The organism is Sinorhizobium sp. 6-70 (assembly GCF_030124375.1).
Classification (GTDB): Bacteria; Pseudomonadota; Alphaproteobacteria; order Rhizobiales; family Rhizobiaceae; genus Sinorhizobium.
Window position 1 is genome coordinate 118,672 of record NZ_JASKLS010000001.1, and the last position, 17,404, is coordinate 136,075.

The 17,404-nt window shown below is 61.0% G+C and carries 16 protein-coding genes; 10 read left to right on the top strand and 6 right to left on the bottom strand.

Annotated features, from left to right (window positions below; genetic code table 11):
• Window positions 1-63: 63 nt before the first annotated feature.
• Entirely contained in the window at window positions 64-3,552 is a 3,489-nt protein-coding gene (carB, locus tag QN222_RS00625) for a carbamoyl-phosphate synthase large subunit (RefSeq protein ID WP_283960788.1), read from the top strand.
• Here the strand turns inward: carB and QN222_RS00630 are convergent.
• Entirely contained in the window at window positions 3,549-3,701 is a 153-nt protein-coding gene (locus QN222_RS00630; protein ID WP_283960787.1) for a hypothetical protein, read from the bottom strand. The genes carB and QN222_RS00630 overlap by 4 nt on opposite strands.
• Before the next feature lie 227 nt (window positions 3,702-3,928).
• Here QN222_RS00630 and greA point away from each other — a divergent pair, with 227 nt between their 5' ends.
• Together greA and QN222_RS00640 are read left to right on the top strand one after the other, a co-directional pair.
• Entirely contained in the window at window positions 3,929-4,405 is a 477-nt protein-coding gene (gene greA, locus QN222_RS00635; RefSeq protein ID WP_180941283.1) for a transcription elongation factor GreA, read from the top strand.
• 157 nt (window positions 4,406-4,562) lie between these two features.
• Window positions 4,563-5,618: a glycosyltransferase family 4 protein gene (locus QN222_RS00640; protein WP_283960786.1), complete on the top strand. Its 1,056-nt coding sequence runs from the start codon at window positions 4,563-4,565 to the stop codon at window positions 5,616-5,618.
• A 15-nt stretch (window positions 5,619-5,633) separates the two neighbouring features.
• Here QN222_RS00640 and QN222_RS00645 read toward each other — a convergent pair whose 3' ends face one another.
• The 4 genes from QN222_RS00645 to QN222_RS00660 all read right to left on the bottom strand — a co-directional run bounded on the left by QN222_RS00645 (window position 5,634) and on the right by QN222_RS00660 (window position 9,153).
• Window positions 5,634-6,656, bottom strand: coding sequence for a glycosyltransferase (locus QN222_RS00645; protein WP_283960785.1), 1,023 nt, complete (start codon window positions 6,654-6,656; stop codon window positions 5,634-5,636).
• Window positions 6,653-7,684 (bottom strand): glycosyltransferase, encoded by a 1,032-nt coding sequence (locus QN222_RS00650; RefSeq protein ID WP_283960784.1) that lies wholly within the window; start codon window positions 7,682-7,684, stop codon window positions 6,653-6,655. The genes QN222_RS00645 and QN222_RS00650 overlap by 4 nt, the downstream gene beginning before the upstream one ends.
• Before the next feature lie 41 nt (window positions 7,685-7,725).
• On the bottom strand, window positions 7,726-8,538 hold the full coding sequence (locus tag QN222_RS00655) for a glycosyltransferase family 2 protein (RefSeq protein ID WP_283960783.1): 813 nt from the start codon (window positions 8,536-8,538) through the stop codon (window positions 7,726-7,728).
• 144 nt (window positions 8,539-8,682) lie between these two features.
• Window positions 8,683-9,153: an Lrp/AsnC family transcriptional regulator gene (locus QN222_RS00660; protein ID WP_173512992.1), complete on the bottom strand. Its 471-nt coding sequence runs from the start codon at window positions 9,151-9,153 to the stop codon at window positions 8,683-8,685.
• Window positions 9,154-9,764: 611 nt separating this feature from the next.
• Here QN222_RS00660 and trxB point away from each other — a divergent pair.
• The 7 genes from trxB (at window position 9,765) to QN222_RS00695 (ending at window position 16,393) form a co-directional block, all read left to right on the top strand.
• A complete protein-coding gene (trxB, locus tag QN222_RS00665; RefSeq protein WP_283960782.1) occupies window positions 9,765-10,739 on the top strand; it encodes a thioredoxin-disulfide reductase in 975 nt (324 codons plus the stop codon).
• 118 nt (window positions 10,740-10,857) lie between these two features.
• On the top strand, window positions 10,858-11,754 hold the full coding sequence (locus QN222_RS00670) for a LysR family transcriptional regulator VtlR (RefSeq protein ID WP_283960781.1): 897 nt from the start codon (window positions 10,858-10,860) through the stop codon (window positions 11,752-11,754).
• 658 nt (window positions 11,755-12,412) lie between these two features.
• A complete protein-coding gene (locus QN222_RS00675; protein ID WP_283960780.1) occupies window positions 12,413-12,703 on the top strand; it encodes a metalloregulator ArsR/SmtB family transcription factor in 291 nt (96 codons plus the stop codon).
• A gap of 65 nt (window positions 12,704-12,768) precedes the next feature.
• On the top strand, window positions 12,769-13,890 hold the full coding sequence (locus QN222_RS00680; RefSeq protein ID WP_283960779.1) for an alkene reductase: 1,122 nt from the start codon (window positions 12,769-12,771) through the stop codon (window positions 13,888-13,890).
• 71 nt (window positions 13,891-13,961) lie between these two features.
• A complete protein-coding gene (locus QN222_RS00685; RefSeq protein WP_283960778.1) occupies window positions 13,962-14,756 on the top strand; it encodes an aminoglycoside phosphotransferase family protein in 795 nt (264 codons plus the stop codon).
• Between the two features lie 67 nt (window positions 14,757-14,823).
• Window positions 14,824-15,333 (top strand): N-acetyltransferase family protein, encoded by a 510-nt coding sequence (locus QN222_RS00690; RefSeq protein ID WP_283960777.1) that lies wholly within the window; start codon window positions 14,824-14,826, stop codon window positions 15,331-15,333.
• Window positions 15,334-15,406: 73 nt separating this feature from the next.
• On the top strand, window positions 15,407-16,393 hold the full coding sequence (locus QN222_RS00695; protein ID WP_283960776.1) for a transglycosylase SLT domain-containing protein: 987 nt from the start codon (window positions 15,407-15,409) through the stop codon (window positions 16,391-16,393).
• Between the two features lie 3 nt (window positions 16,394-16,396).
• Here QN222_RS00695 and QN222_RS00700 read toward each other — a convergent pair whose 3' ends face one another.
• The gene (locus tag QN222_RS00700) at window positions 16,397-17,404 is read right to left on the bottom strand and encodes an NAD-dependent epimerase/dehydratase family protein (protein ID WP_283960863.1); all 1,008 of its coding nucleotides are present in this window, start codon (window positions 17,402-17,404) and stop codon (window positions 16,397-16,399) included.

Below are 17,404 nucleotides of genomic sequence, written 5' to 3' on the forward strand. Positions count from 1 at the left end.
GCGCCCGGCCGGTGACCTCCCACCCTGGCCGGTTTTTCGCGCAGCTAGAAACGGATGAGAGCCATGCCGAAGCGCCAAGATATCAAATCGATCCTCATCATCGGCGCGGGGCCGATCGTCATCGGTCAGGCATGTGAATTCGACTACTCCGGCACGCAGGCCTGCAAGGCGCTGAAGGAGGAAGGCTACCGCGTCATCCTGGTCAACTCCAACCCGGCCACGATCATGACCGACCCGGGGCTGGCGGATGCGACCTATGTCGAGCCGATCACGCCGGAAGTCGTCGCCAAGATCATCGCCAAGGAACGCCCGGATGCACTCTTGCCGACCATGGGCGGCCAGACGGCACTCAACACGGCGCTGTCGCTGCGCCGCATGGGTGTGCTCGACCGCTACAATGTCGAGATGATCGGCGCCAAGCCGGAGGCGATTGACAAGGCCGAGGATCGTGCCCTCTTCCGCGAGGCTATGGCGAAGATCGGTCTCGAAACGCCAAAATCGCGGCTTGCGAACGCGACCGACATCAAGGATCTGGATCGCAAGGCGCATGAGGCGGAACGGGCGGAGCTGAAAGCCCGGCTCACCGGCGCCGAACTCGACAGGGCGCTCGACGAGCTGGAAAATCAGTGGAACCTCGGCGAAGGCGACCGCAAGCAGCGCTACCTCAATCACGCCATGGCGATTGCCGCGCAGGCGCTCGACGACGTCGGCCTGCCCGCGATCATCCGCCCCTCCTTCACGCTCGGCGGCACCGGCGGCGGCATCGCCTACAACCGCTCGGAGTTCTTCGAGATCGTCGGCAGCGGTCTCGATGCATCACCGACGACGGAAGTGCTGATCGAGGAGTCGGTCCTCGGCTGGAAGGAATATGAGATGGAGGTCGTCCGCGATAAGGCGGATAACTGCATCATCATCTGCTCGATCGAGAACATCGACCCGATGGGCGTCCATACGGGTGACTCGATCACGGTCGCGCCGGCGCTGACCCTGACCGACAAGGAATACCAGATCATGCGCAACGCCTCGATCGCGGTTCTGCGCGAGATCGGCGTCGAGACCGGCGGTTCGAACGTGCAGTTTGCCGTCAACCCGGCCAACGGCCGCCTGGTCGTCATCGAGATGAACCCGCGCGTGTCGCGCTCCTCGGCGCTCGCATCCAAGGCAACCGGCTTCCCGATTGCCAAGATCGCCGCCAAGCTTGCCATCGGCTATACGCTCGACGAGCTGGAGAACGATATCACCGGTGGCGCGACGCCGGCGTCCTTCGAGCCGTCGATCGACTACGTCGTCACCAAGATTCCGCGTTTCGCCTTCGAAAAGTTCCCCGGCGCCGAACCGACGCTCACGACTGCGATGAAGTCGGTCGGCGAGGTCATGGCGATCGGTCGGACCTTCGCTGAATCGCTGCAGAAGGCGCTGCGCGGTCTCGAAACGGGATTGACCGGCCTCGACGAGATCGACATCCCGGACTTCGACGAGAACGGTGACGGCCGCAATGCCATCCGTGCGGCGATCGGCACGCCGACGCCGGACCGCCTGCGCATGGTCGCCCAGGCGCTCCGTCTCGGCATGAGCGAGGCGGAGGTGCACGAGGCGTGCAAGATCGATCCGTGGTTCATCGCCCAGTTCAAGGCGATCGTCGATATGGAGGCACGCATTCGCGAGCATGGCCTGCCGCAGGATGCGGAAAATCTGCGCATGCTGAAGGCCATGGGTTTCTCGGACGCCCGCCTTGCGACGCTGACCGGCAAGCGTCCGAAGGAAGTGGCCGAACGGCGCAATGCGCTCAACGTCCGTCCGGTCTACAAGCGCATCGACACCTGCGCGGCCGAGTTCGCCTCGCCGACCGCATACATGTATTCGACCTATGAAACGCCCTTCGTCGGCGCCGCGCGCTCGGAAGCTCAGGTTTCCGATCGCAAGAAGGTCGTCATCCTCGGCGGTGGGCCGAACCGCATCGGCCAGGGCATCGAGTTCGACTACTGCTGCTGCCACGCGGCCTTCGCGCTGAAGGACGCAGGCTATGAAGCGATCATGGTCAACTGCAATCCGGAGACGGTTTCGACAGACTACGATACGTCCGATCGGCTGTATTTCGAGCCGCTGACGGCGGAAGATGTGATCGAGATCATGCGCGCCGAACAGGAAAACGGCACACTGCACGGCGTCATCGTGCAGTTTGGCGGCCAGACGCCGCTGAAGCTTGCCGAAGCGCTGGAAAAGAACGGCATCCCGATCCTTGGCACGGCCCCAGACGCGATCGACCTCGCCGAGGACCGCGATCGCTTCCAGAAGCTCTTGATGAAGCTCGATCTTAACCAGCCGAACAACGGCATCGCCTATTCCGTCGAGCAGGCCCGCCTCGTCGCGGGGGAAATCGGTTTCCCGCTGGTTGTGCGTCCGTCCTATGTTCTCGGCGGCCGCGCGATGCAGATCATCCATTCGGAAAGCATGCTGCAGACCTACCTGCTCGATACCGTTCCGGGACTTGTGCCGGAGGACATCAAGCAGCGTTATCCCAACGACAAGACCGGCCAGATCAACACGCTGCTCGGCAAGAACCCACTGCTCTTCGACAGCTACCTGACGAATGCGACTGAAGTGGACGTCGATTGCCTGTGTGACGGCAAGGACGTTTTCGTCTCGGGCATCATGGAGCACATCGAGGAAGCCGGTATCCATTCCGGTGACTCCGCCTGCTCGCTGCCGGTTCACACGCTCGACAAAGAGCTTGTCGACGAGCTTGAGCGCCAGACGACAGCGCTCGCCAAGGCGCTCAACGTTGGCGGCCTGATGAACGTGCAGTTCGCCATCAAGGACGGCACGATCTACGTGCTCGAGGTGAACCCACGGGCGTCGCGCACGGTCCCCTTCGTGGCGAAGACCATCGGCGCGCCGATTGCGAAGATCGCCGCCCGTGTGATGGCGGGTGAAGCGCTGGAGACGGCGATTGCCGCCTATGGCCGCAAGCCGGACCCGCGCAATCTGAAGCACATAGCCGTGAAGGAAGCGGTTTTCCCGTTCGCCCGGTTCCCCGGCGTCGACACGCTGCTCGGGCCGGAAATGCGCTCGACCGGCGAAGTTATCGGCCTCGACACGGACTACGCGCTTGCCTTCGCCAAGTCCCAGCTCGGCGCGGGCGTCGATCTGCCGCGCGACGGAACGGTTTTCGTGTCCGTTCGCGACGAGGACAAGGCCCGTGTGCTGCCGGCAATCCGCATCCTCGCGGAGATTGGCTTCAAGGTGATGGCGACGGGTGGTACGGCCCGATTCCTCGGCGAGCAAGGTATTACTGCCACCAAGATCAACAAGGTGCTCGAAGGCCGGCCGCATGTCGAGGATGCGATTCGCAACCGACAGGTGCAGCTCGTCATCAATACGACGGACGGCAACAAGGCGATCTCCGACTCGAAATCGCTGCGTCGGGCGACCCTGATGCAGAAGGTGCCGTATTACACCACGATGGCCGGTGCCGAAGCGGCGGCGCTGGCGATCAAGGCCCTGAAGGCAGGAAACCTCGAGGTCCGTCCGCTGCAGAGCTATTTCAACTAGGCCTGTAGCCGCTCCTGCATGTTTCCTGAAATCGCACCCGATTCAGGGATAAAGACATGCTGTAATTCAAAGTGCTGCAGCGCCCTTTGCGTCTGACGAGGCGCGCGGCGCTGTAGCAAACCAGCGATGGCGATGACGAGGCGGGACATCGGTCGGCTGGCTTCCTCGCGCCTGCCGCCCGCTCGTGCATCGATTGCTGGCGTCTCCGGGCGGCGACCTTCATCCGATTGAAAAATCTGGCAATGGCAATTGGCTTTCTGCTATAACTGCGGTTCGGATGTTTCGGACGGTTCCGACGCTCGCGCGCCGGAGACCGTTTTCTTTTGCGTTGGCGCTGCCGAAAGGCGGCGCTGCGTGTTTGATGAAGGATGATGAAATGGTCGACAAAGTGCCGATGACACAGGGTGGATTCGCCAATCTGCAGGAGGAGCTGCGCTGGCGCCAGCAGGGAGAACGCCCGCGAATCATCGAAGCGATCGCCGAGGCTCGCGCCCATGGCGACTTGTCGGAAAACGCTGAATATCATGCTGCCAAGGAAGCGCAGAGCCACAATGAGGGCCGGATCACCGAGCTCGAGGATCTGATCGCCCGCGCCGAGGTTATCGATCTTTCGAAGATGTCCGGCTCGAAGATCAAGTTCGGCGCCAAGGTGAAGCTGGTCGACGAGGACACCGACGAGGAGAAGACCTATCAGATCGTCGGCGATCAGGAAGCCGACGTCAAAGCGGGTCGCATTTCGATTTCCTCTCCCATTGCCCGTGCGCTGATCGGCAAGGAAGTCGGCGACTCGATCGAGGTCAACGCTCCCGGCGGTTCCAAGGCCTACGAAATCCTCGCCATCCACTGGGGCTGACCGGCTCCGACGTCACGACGATTTCGGGTCGATACAACCCAAACGTGACCGATGTTACCAAAGCGGGGTGCGCTCATCCCGCTCAAGGGACGTGAGGTTCCTTCCGTCCCCTTCCCTTTGCAAATATGATTGTCGCATGCGCGAGGAGAGCGCTCACGTGGCCGATATCCGGGACATTGAGGTCATAGCGCCCAATTTCAAGCAACGCCTCTCCGGCGTTACTTCGACGATCATTCAGCTCGTTCCGATCCAGCGCGCGCTCGGCCAGAAGATTGCGGTCCTTGGCCCTGGACTTCCGGCGACATTGCCGTCGATCCGGTTTCGCGATCTGATCCATTTGTGGAAGACACCGGCGGGCCGGCCTTGCCGCGTCTGGCACGCGCGCCGCAACGTTGAAATGCTGCCGGCGATCATCCTGCGCGATCTGCTACGCATGAAAATCAGGATCGTCTTCACTTCCGCGTCGCAACGGCGGCATACGGGATGGAGCAAGTTCCTCATCGGCAGGATGGACGCGGTGATTGCGACAAGCGGCAAGACGGCCGCCTATCTGCAAGTGCCGAACACCGTGATTCTGCACGGCATAGACACCAAGCGCTTTCGCCCGGCGACCGACAAAGCGGAAGCAAAACGTGCACTCGGGCTGGATACAACTAAGAAGATTGCCGGCTGTTTCGGACGCGTCCGCCGTCAGAAGGGCACCGATCTTTTCGTAGACAGCATGATTGCGCTCCTGCCCAGCCGGCCCGATTGGTGCGCGGTCGTTGCGGGGCGCGCGACAGGACAGCATCTCGCCTTCGAGGCGGAACTGAAGCAACGGGTCGCCAAGGCCGGCCTTGCAGATCGCATTCTCTTCGTCGGAGAGCACACCAATATTCCCGATTGGTACCGGGCGCTTGACCTTTTCATTGCGCCGCAACGCTGGGAGGGCTTCGGTCTGACGCCATTGGAGGCCATGGCAAGTGGCGTCCCGGTGGTGGCTACCGACGTCGGTGCTTTCTCGGAGTTGATTGCCGGCGGCGTCGAGGAAACTGGCGTTGTCATTCCGGCCGACGATGTGAACGCCATGGTCGACGGTGCCGCCGCCTTCATGGATGACCTGCCGAGATTGACGACCGCCGGCGCCAATGGCCTGTCGCGGACCTCGGAGAGTTTCGCCATCGAAGGCGAAGCGCGGGCGATAGGCGCCATCTACGAAAGGCTCATGCGCTGAGCAGCACGAAAAAGACTACCGCTTCGAGGCGAAGAGCTTGAGGTAGGCGTCGGTGATGGCCTCCTTGGAAAATTGATTGATCAGTGTCTCGTGTCCGCGCTCCGCAAGGCTTTTCCGCAGGGCATCGTCGTTGGCGATCCGCTCAATCGCATGCGCGAAACCGGCCGCATCCCCGATATCGACCATCAGGCCGTTTTCGCCATCGCGCATGAACCATTGAGGCCCCTCCGAGCGGCTTGAGACAACCGGTGTTCCCTGCGCCCATGCCTCCAGAATGACATTGCCGAGTGGCTCGTGGCTCGAAGCCATCACGAATATATCGGCTGCCGCGAGGAAGGGCCTCGTGTCCTTCTGCCATCCGGCGAAGCGCACTCTGGCGGCGATGCCAAGATCGCTTGCAAGCTTGCGAAGGTTGTCGCCCTCCTCACCATCACCAAGCAGCCAGAGGTAAGCGCCCGGCACCTTGGCGATCGCTTGGATCAACGTGTGGAACCCCTTGCGTTCGACAAAGCGCCCCATCGACATGACGACCGGGGCCCCGTCCGGTGTGTCGAGCGTTGCCCGGGCGACCGGATCGACGCGCTCAGTGCTGGTGAAATTCGAGATGATCTCGATATCCCGCCTCCAGCCGAGCTTGCGGACATGCTCGGCAATCCCTGGCGTATTGCAGACGAGGCAGTCGGTGTTGCGGAAATAGTCGAGGCGTGGCGGGTAATCGCCGAGCCGGGAGATCTTGATGCATCCCTTGTAGGCCGGCATCAGTTCGCTGGCGCGCGGTGCCCAGGCCATCAGGGCGTTCGGCCTGTCGCGCCTCGCCATGTGCATCACCCTACGCGGCAGGAGCAGGCGATCCAGCGATAGGTTCCGGAAGTGGCTTTCCACGATCTTGGTCGCGCCTTCGATCTCCGGGCGCCAAAGACGGCGCGGCCGTATGACGGACGTCTGCTCCACACCGCGTTCGGCAAGCGCGTTGACGAGATGAACGAAGAAACGCTCGGCGCCGCCATCCTTGCCAAAATGGAAGTGCATGACCTTCATCGCCGCGCCGCACCTCTGGAGAAGAGTTCGAGATAGGCATCGGTGATCGCCTGCTCGGAAAAGCGCGTGCGCAAGGTTTCGCGGCCGCCGGCACTTAATCTTTCCCGAAGCTCCGGGCCGTCACGCAGCCGGCGGATTGCATTTGCCAGACCCTCGTCGTCGCCGCGGTCCACCATGAGCGCGTCGACTTCGTCCGTCATCACCCAGGATGGTCCCTCCGCGCGGGAGGAGATCGTCGCCTTGCCCGCGCCCCAGCCTTCGAAGCACACGTTGCCGAGTGGCTCATGCGAAGAATTGATGACGAAGACGTCACCGGCCGCGAGGTAGCCGTAGGCATTGGTCTGCCAGCCTGCAAAACGGACGCGATCGCGCAGCCCCAACTCGTCCGTCAGAGCTTCGAGCCGCTCGCGCTCCGGTCCATCGCCTACGAGCCAAAGATGGGCGCCGTCGACCTTCTTGACCGCGCGGATGAGCCCGTCGAAGCCCTTGCGCTTGACGAACCGCCCCATGCCGACGACCACGAATGCGTCGGCCGGCGTCTGCATCTCCTTGCGCGCGATCGGAGCGACCGGTATCGCACGGGTGAAATTCGCGATGACTTCAATGCCGCGTTTCCATCCGAGTTCGCGAACCTTCGCGGCCATGTCCGGGGTGATGCAAACCAGCGTCTCGACATTGGTGTAGTAGCCGAGATGCTCGGGATAATCGCCGAGGCGAGAGATGCGCATGGCGTCCTTGTATGCCGGCATGAAACGGCTCGCCCGCAACTGCCACGCCATGATGACGTCGGGCCGGAAATCGCGAAGGATGCGCCGCATCCGCCACTGCAGAAGGAATCGCGAAAGCGATATCCTGCGGAAGACACCTTCGTAGACTGTCGCGCTGCCTTCGATATCCTCGCGCCAACTGCGGCCGGGGCGGATGAGCACCCGTTGTTCGACGCCCCTGTCATGCAAGGCATTGACGAGGTTGACGAAGAATCGTTCTGCCCCGCCTTCCTTCCCGAAGTGAATATGCATGACCTTCATGGATTACCTTTCGAGGCTTCGGTCACGCTTCCCGGACTTAACTAGTGGGAAAGCGCGTCGTCGGTATTCGGCCGTGCCTTGAGAGCGTGCCTTTGATAGATCTTGGCCGCCGTCAGAAAAGCGTAGACCGCTCCGGTCATCGCCTCGATGAATCCCGGCAGGCCACAGCGCCAAAGGCCGTTGCGAAAATACAGGCGATAAAAGTAGAGCGGCGGACCGAAGATGAGCTTGTAGGACCTGGGCGGCTTGCCGGCTTCGAACTGTTGGTCGGCTTTCAGGCTCGAATACTTGTTTTCCTTGAGGATCTGCTCATCCATCACCAGAGGGCGGAAATGAAGAAGGCTGCCGGAGCGGGCATTGTCAACCTTGCCATCCGGTACGATGCCCTCATGTACCTTCTGGCTGAGATCGTATCGCCCCCTGCCCCGGCGGATCAGGCGCAGGTTCCGCCGCTCATGCACCTGCACCGGCGTGTATCCATAGCCAATCAGATAGGGGCGACGCGCGACGCGCCAGCCCACCGTATCGGCGGGGGCTTGGAGAAGATCCGGCAGCAATTTGCGCAGCGGCGCATCCAGCCGTTCGTCCGCATCGATGTTGAAGCACCAGGGCTGGCTGCATTGCTCCAGAGCGAACTGTTTCTGCCCCGCATAGCCATGCCACGGCTCATACATGAAGCGGATCGGCCAACCTTTGTCGATGTAGGACTGCACCAGGGTCGCCGTGCCGTCGGTCGAGCCGGAATCCACGATGACGATCTCGGCGCATTGATCGAGGCTTTCGATGCAATTGCCCAGATAGCCCTCTTCATTGAGGCAGATGATGAAAGCGGAAAGCGGAAGCTTGGAGGTCACGCCGCTGCCTTTTCAAGCTGTTTGCGAAATGATCCGGCCCGGCCTACGAAACATTCCGGTACTTTCCCCAAGCGGGAGCGTGTTTTCACGAGTACTTTTCCTACAGGGGCCGCAAGCTCAATGCGGCGAGTGCCGGCCGCGCGGCTAGATTTCCACTTGGCACGCGTCCTTCACTTGGCGGATCGTCAGCATCGTGCGCACCGTATCGACATTGTCAGTTGCCGTCAGTTCCTCAATAACGAAATCCTGGAAGCTCGCAAGGTTCTCGGCCACGCACTGCAGCAGAAAGTCGGATTCGCCCGAGACCATCCATGCCTCACGGACGAGCGGCCATGAAGCGGTGCGGGCGGCGAATGCTTTCAGGTTTGCGTCCGATTGATGCTTGAGGCCGACCATGCAGAAGGCAACAAGGTCGTAGCCGAGCGCCGACGCGTTCAGGAGTGCGCGGTAGCCGCGAATGACACCCGCCTCCTCCAGCTTGCGCACGCGGCGCAGACAAGGGGGCGCCGAAATGCCCACGCGCTCGGCGAGCTCGACATTCGTCATCCGGCCGTTGCTCTGCAGTTCGCGCAGTATTTTCATATCGATGGCATCGAGCTCGACGCGTATGACCATTGCCTAGCATCCCCTTTCTTCATCGGCCTTCGAAGAGGCCTTATTTGCCCGCCAGCAGGATCGTAGACAGGACCAGGCAGCCCTTGCTGCAACTGCCCTGGCGAAATGTTGCGCCAGTCGCCACCTCAAATCCGCAGGTGGGACGATAGCGCCGTCACCACGAATGCGACAGGTCTACCATTCCTGCAAGCGGCTAATTTCGTTTCGGTGAGTAGCATGCAACCCGACGCCAAAACGAGAGCACTCACTGCCGCATGCACAAAAAGCTTCGTTGGACGTCTCCTGAGAAACCGAGCGAAAACAATCGTGGTTTCTAGGGGCGGTCGCGTCGTCGACACGTTGGAAATCTCCTCCGGGAGGGAGGCAATGTAAATAAAGCGGGTTACCGTTGCGGCGGAATAGCACACCGTGGTCGGCCGAACCGTTGAAAACGATGCAAAAATGCCCGATCTGGTGCCAAAACGCTGGCTATGGCCCAAGCACTTGTGTGTATCGGCGGCCGTACTCTTGAAAGTACGAGCGGTGAATACCTAAAGTAAGGCGATATTTTGCCAGTAACCACGGAACCGGATGATGCTGAGTCGGCTCTCCGGCCTTTTAAGGACACGTTCATGACCGCCCGCCATACCAAAGTGCTGATCATCGGCTCCGGCCCTGCTGGCTACACTGCGGCGATCTATACGGCACGCGCCATGCTTTCGCCGGTGCTGATTGCAGGCATGGAACAGGGCGGCCAATTGATGATCACCACCGACGTGGAGAACTATCCCGGCTACGCCGATCCGGTCCAGGGGCCCTGGATGATGGAACAGATGCTGAAGCAGGCGACGCACGTCGGCGCAGAGATCGTCAATGACCTTGTGACCGATGTCGATCTCTCCGTCCGCCCCTTTCGCATCAAGACCGATAGCGGCAACGACTGGACCGCGGACGCATTGATCATCGCCACCGGCGCCAAGGCGAAGTGGCTCGGCATCGAAACCGAGCCGACCTTCATGGGCTTCGGCGTTTCGGCATGCGCTACCTGTGACGGTTTCTTCTATCGGAACAAGGATGTCATCGTCGTCGGCGGCGGCAATTCCGCCGTGGAAGAAGCGCTCTACCTTTCGAATCTGGCAAAAACCGTCACCGTCGTTCACCGCCGCGACGCGTTCCGGGCGGAAAAGATCCTTCAGGAGCGTCTTTTCGCCAAGCCGAACGTGAGGGTCATCTGGGATCACGAGGTGATAGAATATCTCGGTACGCCCGCAAAGCCGCCAATGCCCGCTTCGGTCAACGGCGTGAAGCTTCGCAACACCAAGACGGGCGAAACCACGGATATGGTCACCGATGGCGTTTTCGTCGCGATTGGCCACGCGCCGGCGGTGGAGTTGTTCAAGGGCAAGCTTCGGCAGAAGCCGAACGGCTATCTCTGGACCGCGCCGGATTCGACGGCGACCGATGTCGCAGGCGTGTTTGCTGCTGGTGATGTCACCGACGACGTCTACCGACAGGCGGTCACGGCCGCTGGCATGGGCTGCATGGCGGCCCTTGAGGCGGAGAAATATCTGGCGGGTCATATGCCCGTCGCAATTGCAGCCGAATAGAAGCTGCGAATCGGGGCGCGCGCCGTAAGGCGCCGCGTCCCGCGTGGGAACAGATGCATCAGCCACAACCGGAGGACGACCAGCCAGTCCCCCGGGGTGGTCGTTTATGGGGGCTTTCATGTCGTTAGACTGGGATAAACTGCGCATATTTCATGCGGCGGCCGAGGCAGGCTCGTTCACGCACGCGGCAGACAAACTCCATCTTTCGCAATCAGCCATCAGCCGTCAGGTCAGTTCGCTCGAACAGGACGTCGGCATCAAGCTGTTTCATCGCCACGCGCGCGGTCTGATCCTCACGGAACAGGGCGAGATCCTCTACCGCACCGCGCACGAGGTGCTGATGAAGCTCGAGAGCGTCAAGGTGCAACTGACCGAGACGACCGACAAGCCAACCGGTAAGCTGCGCATCACCACCACGGTCGGCCTCGGCCAGGGTTGGTTGACCGACAAGATACAGGAGTTCATGTCGCTGCATCCGGACGTGCAGGTCCAGCTCATCCTCGACAACGAAGAGCTCGACGTGAACATGCGGCACGCCGATTGCGCGATCCGGCTGCGCCAGCCGCAGCAGTCGGATCTGATCCAGCGCAAGCTCTTCACGGTGCACATGCATGTCTATGCCGCTCCCTCCTACATCAACAAATACGGTGAGCCCCAATCCGTCGGGGATCTGGACAATCACCGCATCATCACTTTCGGTGAGCCGGCGCCCAACTACCTGCTCGATGTGAACTGGCTGGAGATCGCCGGACGCGATCACGACAATCCGCGTATCTCGCATCTGCAGATCAACAGCCAGACGTCGATCAAGCGCGCATGCCTGCTCGGTATCGGCATTGCCATGCTTCCCGATTACATTGTCGGCCGCGACCCGGGGCTGATTCAGCTTCCGATCAGTGCGGACATCCCCTCCTTCGATACCTATTTCTGCTATCCCGACGAAATGAAGAACGCGGCGAAGCTGAAAGTCTTCCGTGACTATATCGTTGCCAAGGCGCGCAACTGGAATTTCTAACGTTTGCTTCAGTTGCTTGAATTGTGGGCAATTGCTCAGTGAAGCCGTAAATAATTGTTTTAAAAACACATATTCTGACGCGGAAGAAGACGTCCGAAGGCTGGGGGCATTGTGCGCCGCAAAAATGTGCAGGAATGCGCGCACGACATGGCTGTCATGCATATTAAATGATTGCTGTGCGCCCAAAAAAACAGCATACCAAACCCAGCTGATGCATCTTTGGTGGCTTCTCCTCCCAGTGCCACCGCAGCAGCTGTTCCCCTCTGGAGGTTCTTATTACCTTCACAACTACAAGGGCCCAAGTTTTCTTGCGGCCCTCTTTTTTTGCCCGCCGTTTGCCCACAGCCATCAGTTGAGAAAAACGCGAGACAAGCTATTGAAAGCCGCCTTCGCGCTCCCCATATGCCTTTTGGCTGATGCGTATGGCGGCATTCTCCTCCCAGCCGCCGCAGCAGCTGTTCCCCTCTGGAGGTTTTGAAACCTTCACAACTGTAAGGGCCCAAGTTCTCTTGTGGCCCTCTTTTTTTGCCTTGAAACAGCGTGATTTCCGATCGCCTCCCGACGATTGCCCTCTGCTTCCTTGAGATCACGGGCATGTGATTTGTATATCTAAGGTTCGCGATACATATATCGATAAAACTAGGTACGGCGATTTACGATGGATAAAGACGAAATCCTGAAGGCATTGGCGCATCCGGCCCGCATGGACATCCTCACATGGCTGAAGGAGCCACAGGTGCATTTTTCCGGTCAGGAGCACCCTCTTGAGATGGGAGTCTGCGCCGGGCAGTTCGAGCGTTGCGGACTGTCGCAATCGACCGTGTCATCTCACCTTGCCGTGCTGCAGCGCGCCGGCTTGGTGACGACCCGCCGTGTTGGTCAGTGGGTCTTTTACAAGCGCAACGAGGAAACGATCGCCGAGTTCCTCAAGGCTATCGGCAGCCTTTGACGCCATTTTTCCTCCCCAAGTCTCACCTCCTCCCAAGTCTCAACCGAAACGGAAAGGACACTTTCATGGCTTCTCTTTTCGACCCGATCACGATCGGTGACATCGCGCTCAAGAACCGGGTCGTGATGGCTCCGCTCACCCGCAATCGCTCGCCGAAAGCGGTCCCCAATACGCTAAACGCAACCTACTACGAGCAGCGCGCTTCCGCCGGCTTGCTGATTACGGAAGCGACGGCGATCACACATCAAGGGCAAGGCTACGCGGACGTTCCGGGCCTCTATACACCCGAGGCGCTTGAAGGATGGCGCAAGGTGACGGATGCCGTTCACAAGGCTGGCGGCAAGATCGTCGTGCAGATGTGGCATGTCGGCCGTATCTCGCACACCTCCCTCCAGCCCAATGGCGGTCAGCCCGTAGCTCCGTCGGCGATCCGGGCAAAGTCGAAGACCTATCTCGTCAACGGCGACGGAACCGGCAGCTTCGCCGAAACATCCGAGCCCCGCGCGCTGGACCTGGCGGAAATTGCGGGCATCGTCGAAGACTACCGCAAGGCCGCACGCGCCGCGATCGATGTCGGATTCGACGGTGTCGAAATTCACGCCGCGAACGGTTATCTGCTGGACCAGTTCCTTCGCTCCGGCTCCAACAGGCGCACCGACGCCTACGGTGGCTCGATCGAGAATCGTGCGCGTTTCCTCTTCGAGGTCGTTGACGTGATCACGCAGGAGATCGGCGCGGGCCGTGTCGGCATCCGCATTTCGCCGGTCACTCCGTCCAACGATGCTTTTGACCCGGAACCGCAGGCGCTCTTCACTTACGTGGTGGAAAAGCTCGCTCGCTATCAGCTTGCCTATGTTCACGTCGTCGAAGGCGCGACGGGCGGGGCGCGCGATCACCAGCAGGGCGATCGCCCCTTCGACTACGCCGGGCTGCGCGCTGCCTACAGCGCGGCCGGCGGCAAGGCTGCCTGGATGGCGAACAATGGATACGACCGCGACCTGGCCGTCAGAACCGTCGAAAGTGGTGAGGCCGATCTGGTCGCCTTCGGCAAACCGTTTATTGCCAACCCGGATCTCGTCCGCCGGCTGAAGGACCGTGCGCCGCTTAATGCGGCCGACCAGGCAACCTTCTACGGCGGTGGCGCCAAGGGATACACCGACTATCCGCTGCTTGAGCAGGTGGCTTGAGACCTAAGTCGGATGAAGGGCCCTGCGCGATGCGGGGCCCTTTCGCATGAAGAATCGCCTATCCTGCCCCGATGTTTGCTCCTTGGATTGAAAAATGGGCGCTTGCGCCTGATGGAGAGGCAATCACGACCCGTTCCAGCCGCCTGCTGCCGGTGCGCTGGCGCGGCTTGCCGGCCATGCTCAAGATTGCGCAAGAAGCGGAGGAAAAATTTGGCGGGCGGCTCATGCACTGGTGGAATGGCCACGGAGCAGCACGCGTCTATGCCGAGGGTGACGACGCCATCCTGCTGGAACGCGCCGAGAGCCGACGGTCACTTTTCCACATGGCCATGACCGGCGGCGATGACGTTGCAACCCGTGTCATTTGCCACACCATTGCCGCGTTGCATGCTCCGCGCTCAACGCCGCGTCCGGAGCTCGTTCCGCTCGAGCGATGGTTCGAGGCACTGGACCCGATGGCGCGTACCGAGGGCGGTCTGTTCGGGATCTGCGCCGGGGCAGCAAGGGCGCTTTTCGCTGATCCTCATCCGCCGAGCGTGCTGCACGGCGACATTCACCACGGCAACATTCTCGATTTTGGCGAACGCGGCTGGCTCGCGATCGATCCGAAGCGCCTTCACGGCGAACGTGGGTTCGACTACGCGAACCTATTTTGTAATCCCGAGTTGCCGATCGCCACCGCTCCCGGCCGATTGGAAAAACAGCTCGCTGTCGTAGCGGAGGAGGCGCGGCTCGACCCGCGGCGGGTTCTTCACTGGGTTCTCGCCTACGCAGGCCTGTCGGCAGCCTGGTTTCTGCAGGACGGCGAAAGTGCGGAACGTCCGCTTGCGATAGCGGAGATTGCCGCGGCTGCACTGAACCGTTAAAGCTCGCGGCGTTCTCGATGGCGCCGCGTCGCGGCGCTGTTGATCGGGAGCAGCCAGGGAGAGCAACATGCAAATCAGGGATGCGGCCGACAGCGATCTCGAAGCCATTCGCGACATCTATAACGACGCGGTTGCGAACACGACGGCAATCTGGAACGAAACGCTCGTGGATGTCGCCAACCGTGCAGCCTGGCTCAAGGCGCGAAAATCGGCAGGTTTTCCTGTACTCGTTGCTGTCTCCGATGCGGGCGAGATCATCGGCTACGCCTCCTTCGGCGATTGGCGTGCTTTCGACGGTTATCGCCACACGGTCGAGCATTCTGTCTATGTGCGCAGCGACCGGCGCGGCGGCGGCATCGGCCGGGCGTTGATGGTGGCGCTCATTGAGCGCGCCGAGGCACTTGGCAAGCACGTGATGGTCGCCGGGATCGAATCGAGCAACCTCGCCTCGATCCGCTTGCATGAGCAATTGGGCTTCGAGCAAACCGGCCACATGAAGGAAGTCGGCACAAAATTTGGCCGCTGGCTTGATCTGACCTTCATGCAACTGACCCTGCGCTCCGGTTCGCCGAGCTGAGATTGCCTTCGCCTGTTTTTCGCGATCGACGAAGATGCTATGTATGCTCACTCGTCCGTCGCTGAGGAGCCGCATGGTCGAACAGAGCAGAGCAGGCAGATGCCGCATCTGGGGCAACCGAATGGGACGTCTGGCGCGCTCTGCGGGAGCTGCGTTGGTCGCAATAGGGCTTTGCGCAACTGTCTCGGGGGTTGCCGAGGCCCGCACCGATGCGCCGCCGATCCCTCCGCGAAAGTGCCTCTACTCAGGCCTCTCCGCAGCGAACCCGTCGCTTCGTCTCTGCATCAGCCCCGATAATTTTGCCCGAGATGTCTGTGGCATCATTGAGCACTATGCCGTGGCGAACGACCTGCCAGCTCCTTTCTTTGCCCGGTTGATCTGGCGCGAAAGCCTTTTTCAACCGGACGCCATCAGTCCAAAGGGCGCGGAGGGAATTGCCCAATTCATGCCGGCAACGGCAAAGCTGCGCGGCCTGTCGGATAGTTTCGATGCTGTGGCGGCACTCGGTAAATCGGCGGAGTATTTGAGTGAGCTGAACTCGCGCTATGGCAATCTTGGTTTTGCCGCGGCGGCCTACAACGCCGGTGAGGCAGGCCTTGAGCGCTTCCTCGAAAATGATCGGCTTCCGTACGAGACGCGCGATTACGTCTTGGCGATCACAGCCTACCCGGTCGAAGACTGGCGCGACAATCCACCGAAGTCGCTCAATCTTGAGCTCGACAAGGACAAGAGCTTTCTGGATGGCTGCGTCGCGCTGGCCAATACCCGGCGGTTGCGCGAGCTCGTTATCGCCGACGAGGCGGTCTGGGCGCCCTGGGGCGTCCAACTCTCGGCGCATTACCAGAAATCCGTTGCGCAACGGTTGTTCTTGCACGCGGTGAAAAGACTGCCAGCGCCAATCAACACCGAGAAGGCAGTCCTCGTTCGGGAGCGCAATGGCGCTTTTGGAGCGAGAAGACGGTACGCCGCCCGTATCGGCCGCCAGACGCAGGCAGAGGCAAACGAGCTTTGCGCCGCCATTCGCAAGAGTGGCGGCGCCTGCGTCGTTTTCAAGAACTGACGCTCAGGCTTCGCGACGCAGCGGAGCGGCGATCGGCCCGCGTATTGCCGCCGGAAGGCAATCGAGCGATGCAAGCGTCGCCGCGACAGCGTCATCAATTGCCGTCTGCGGCTCCTCACCGAGCGTGGCGATGAGACGGTCGTTGCGCATCTCGAGCGGCTCGCGCCAAAGATAGCGCATTTCCCTGAGCTCCTTGAAAAACGGCACGAAGGGCGACGCGACGGTCACGAGCCACCAGGGAAACCTCTTGACCTTGAGATTGGGGTGCCGAACAGCGCGCCGGATCGCCGCAATCATCTTCGTGCCGTCGTCGTCGAAGAAACCGCGCATGTGGTAGACCGCAAATGGCGGGAGGCTTTCCGCCCGCTCGATCAATCTGATCATCGTCTCTGCCACATCCGGCAGATAGGCCCATTGGTGGGCAGTTCCATTCTTTCCTGGGTAGCTGATCGCCGTGAGCGGCTTTCCGGGCTTTACCAGCCCTTGCGAGAACCAGTTGTTGGCGGCATCCGGGCCAAAGAAATCCCCTGCCCGCAGAATGATGACACGAACACCGGCCTCGCACGCAGCTTTCAGTCTGGCTTCTATTTCCTTGCGAATGGCGCCCTTTTCCGTTCCTGGGTTCTGTGGCGCATCTTCGTCAAGCACCGGGAATGCATCGGGCCCGAAATTGTAGACCGTACCGGGCAGGACGATGCACGCACCGACCGCCTTGGCCGCGGCAATCGTGTTGTCGAGCATCGGCAATACGAGCTTGCCCCAGTCGCGATAGCCAGGTGGATTGACCGCGTGGATGATGACCGCCGCGCCCTCGGCTGCAGTCATTACGTCGGCGGTGTTCATGGCGTCGCCCTGGATCCATTCAAAGGCCGTCGCCCTTCTGGACGCCTTCGCGGTGTCCCGGTTCAAGGCTCGGACCGTCCACCCACGAAGGTGAAGACCGCGGGCGACCGCACCGCCAATCCCGCCGGTTGCGCCCAGCACGAGAACCGTTCCTGTCTTGTCCTGCAT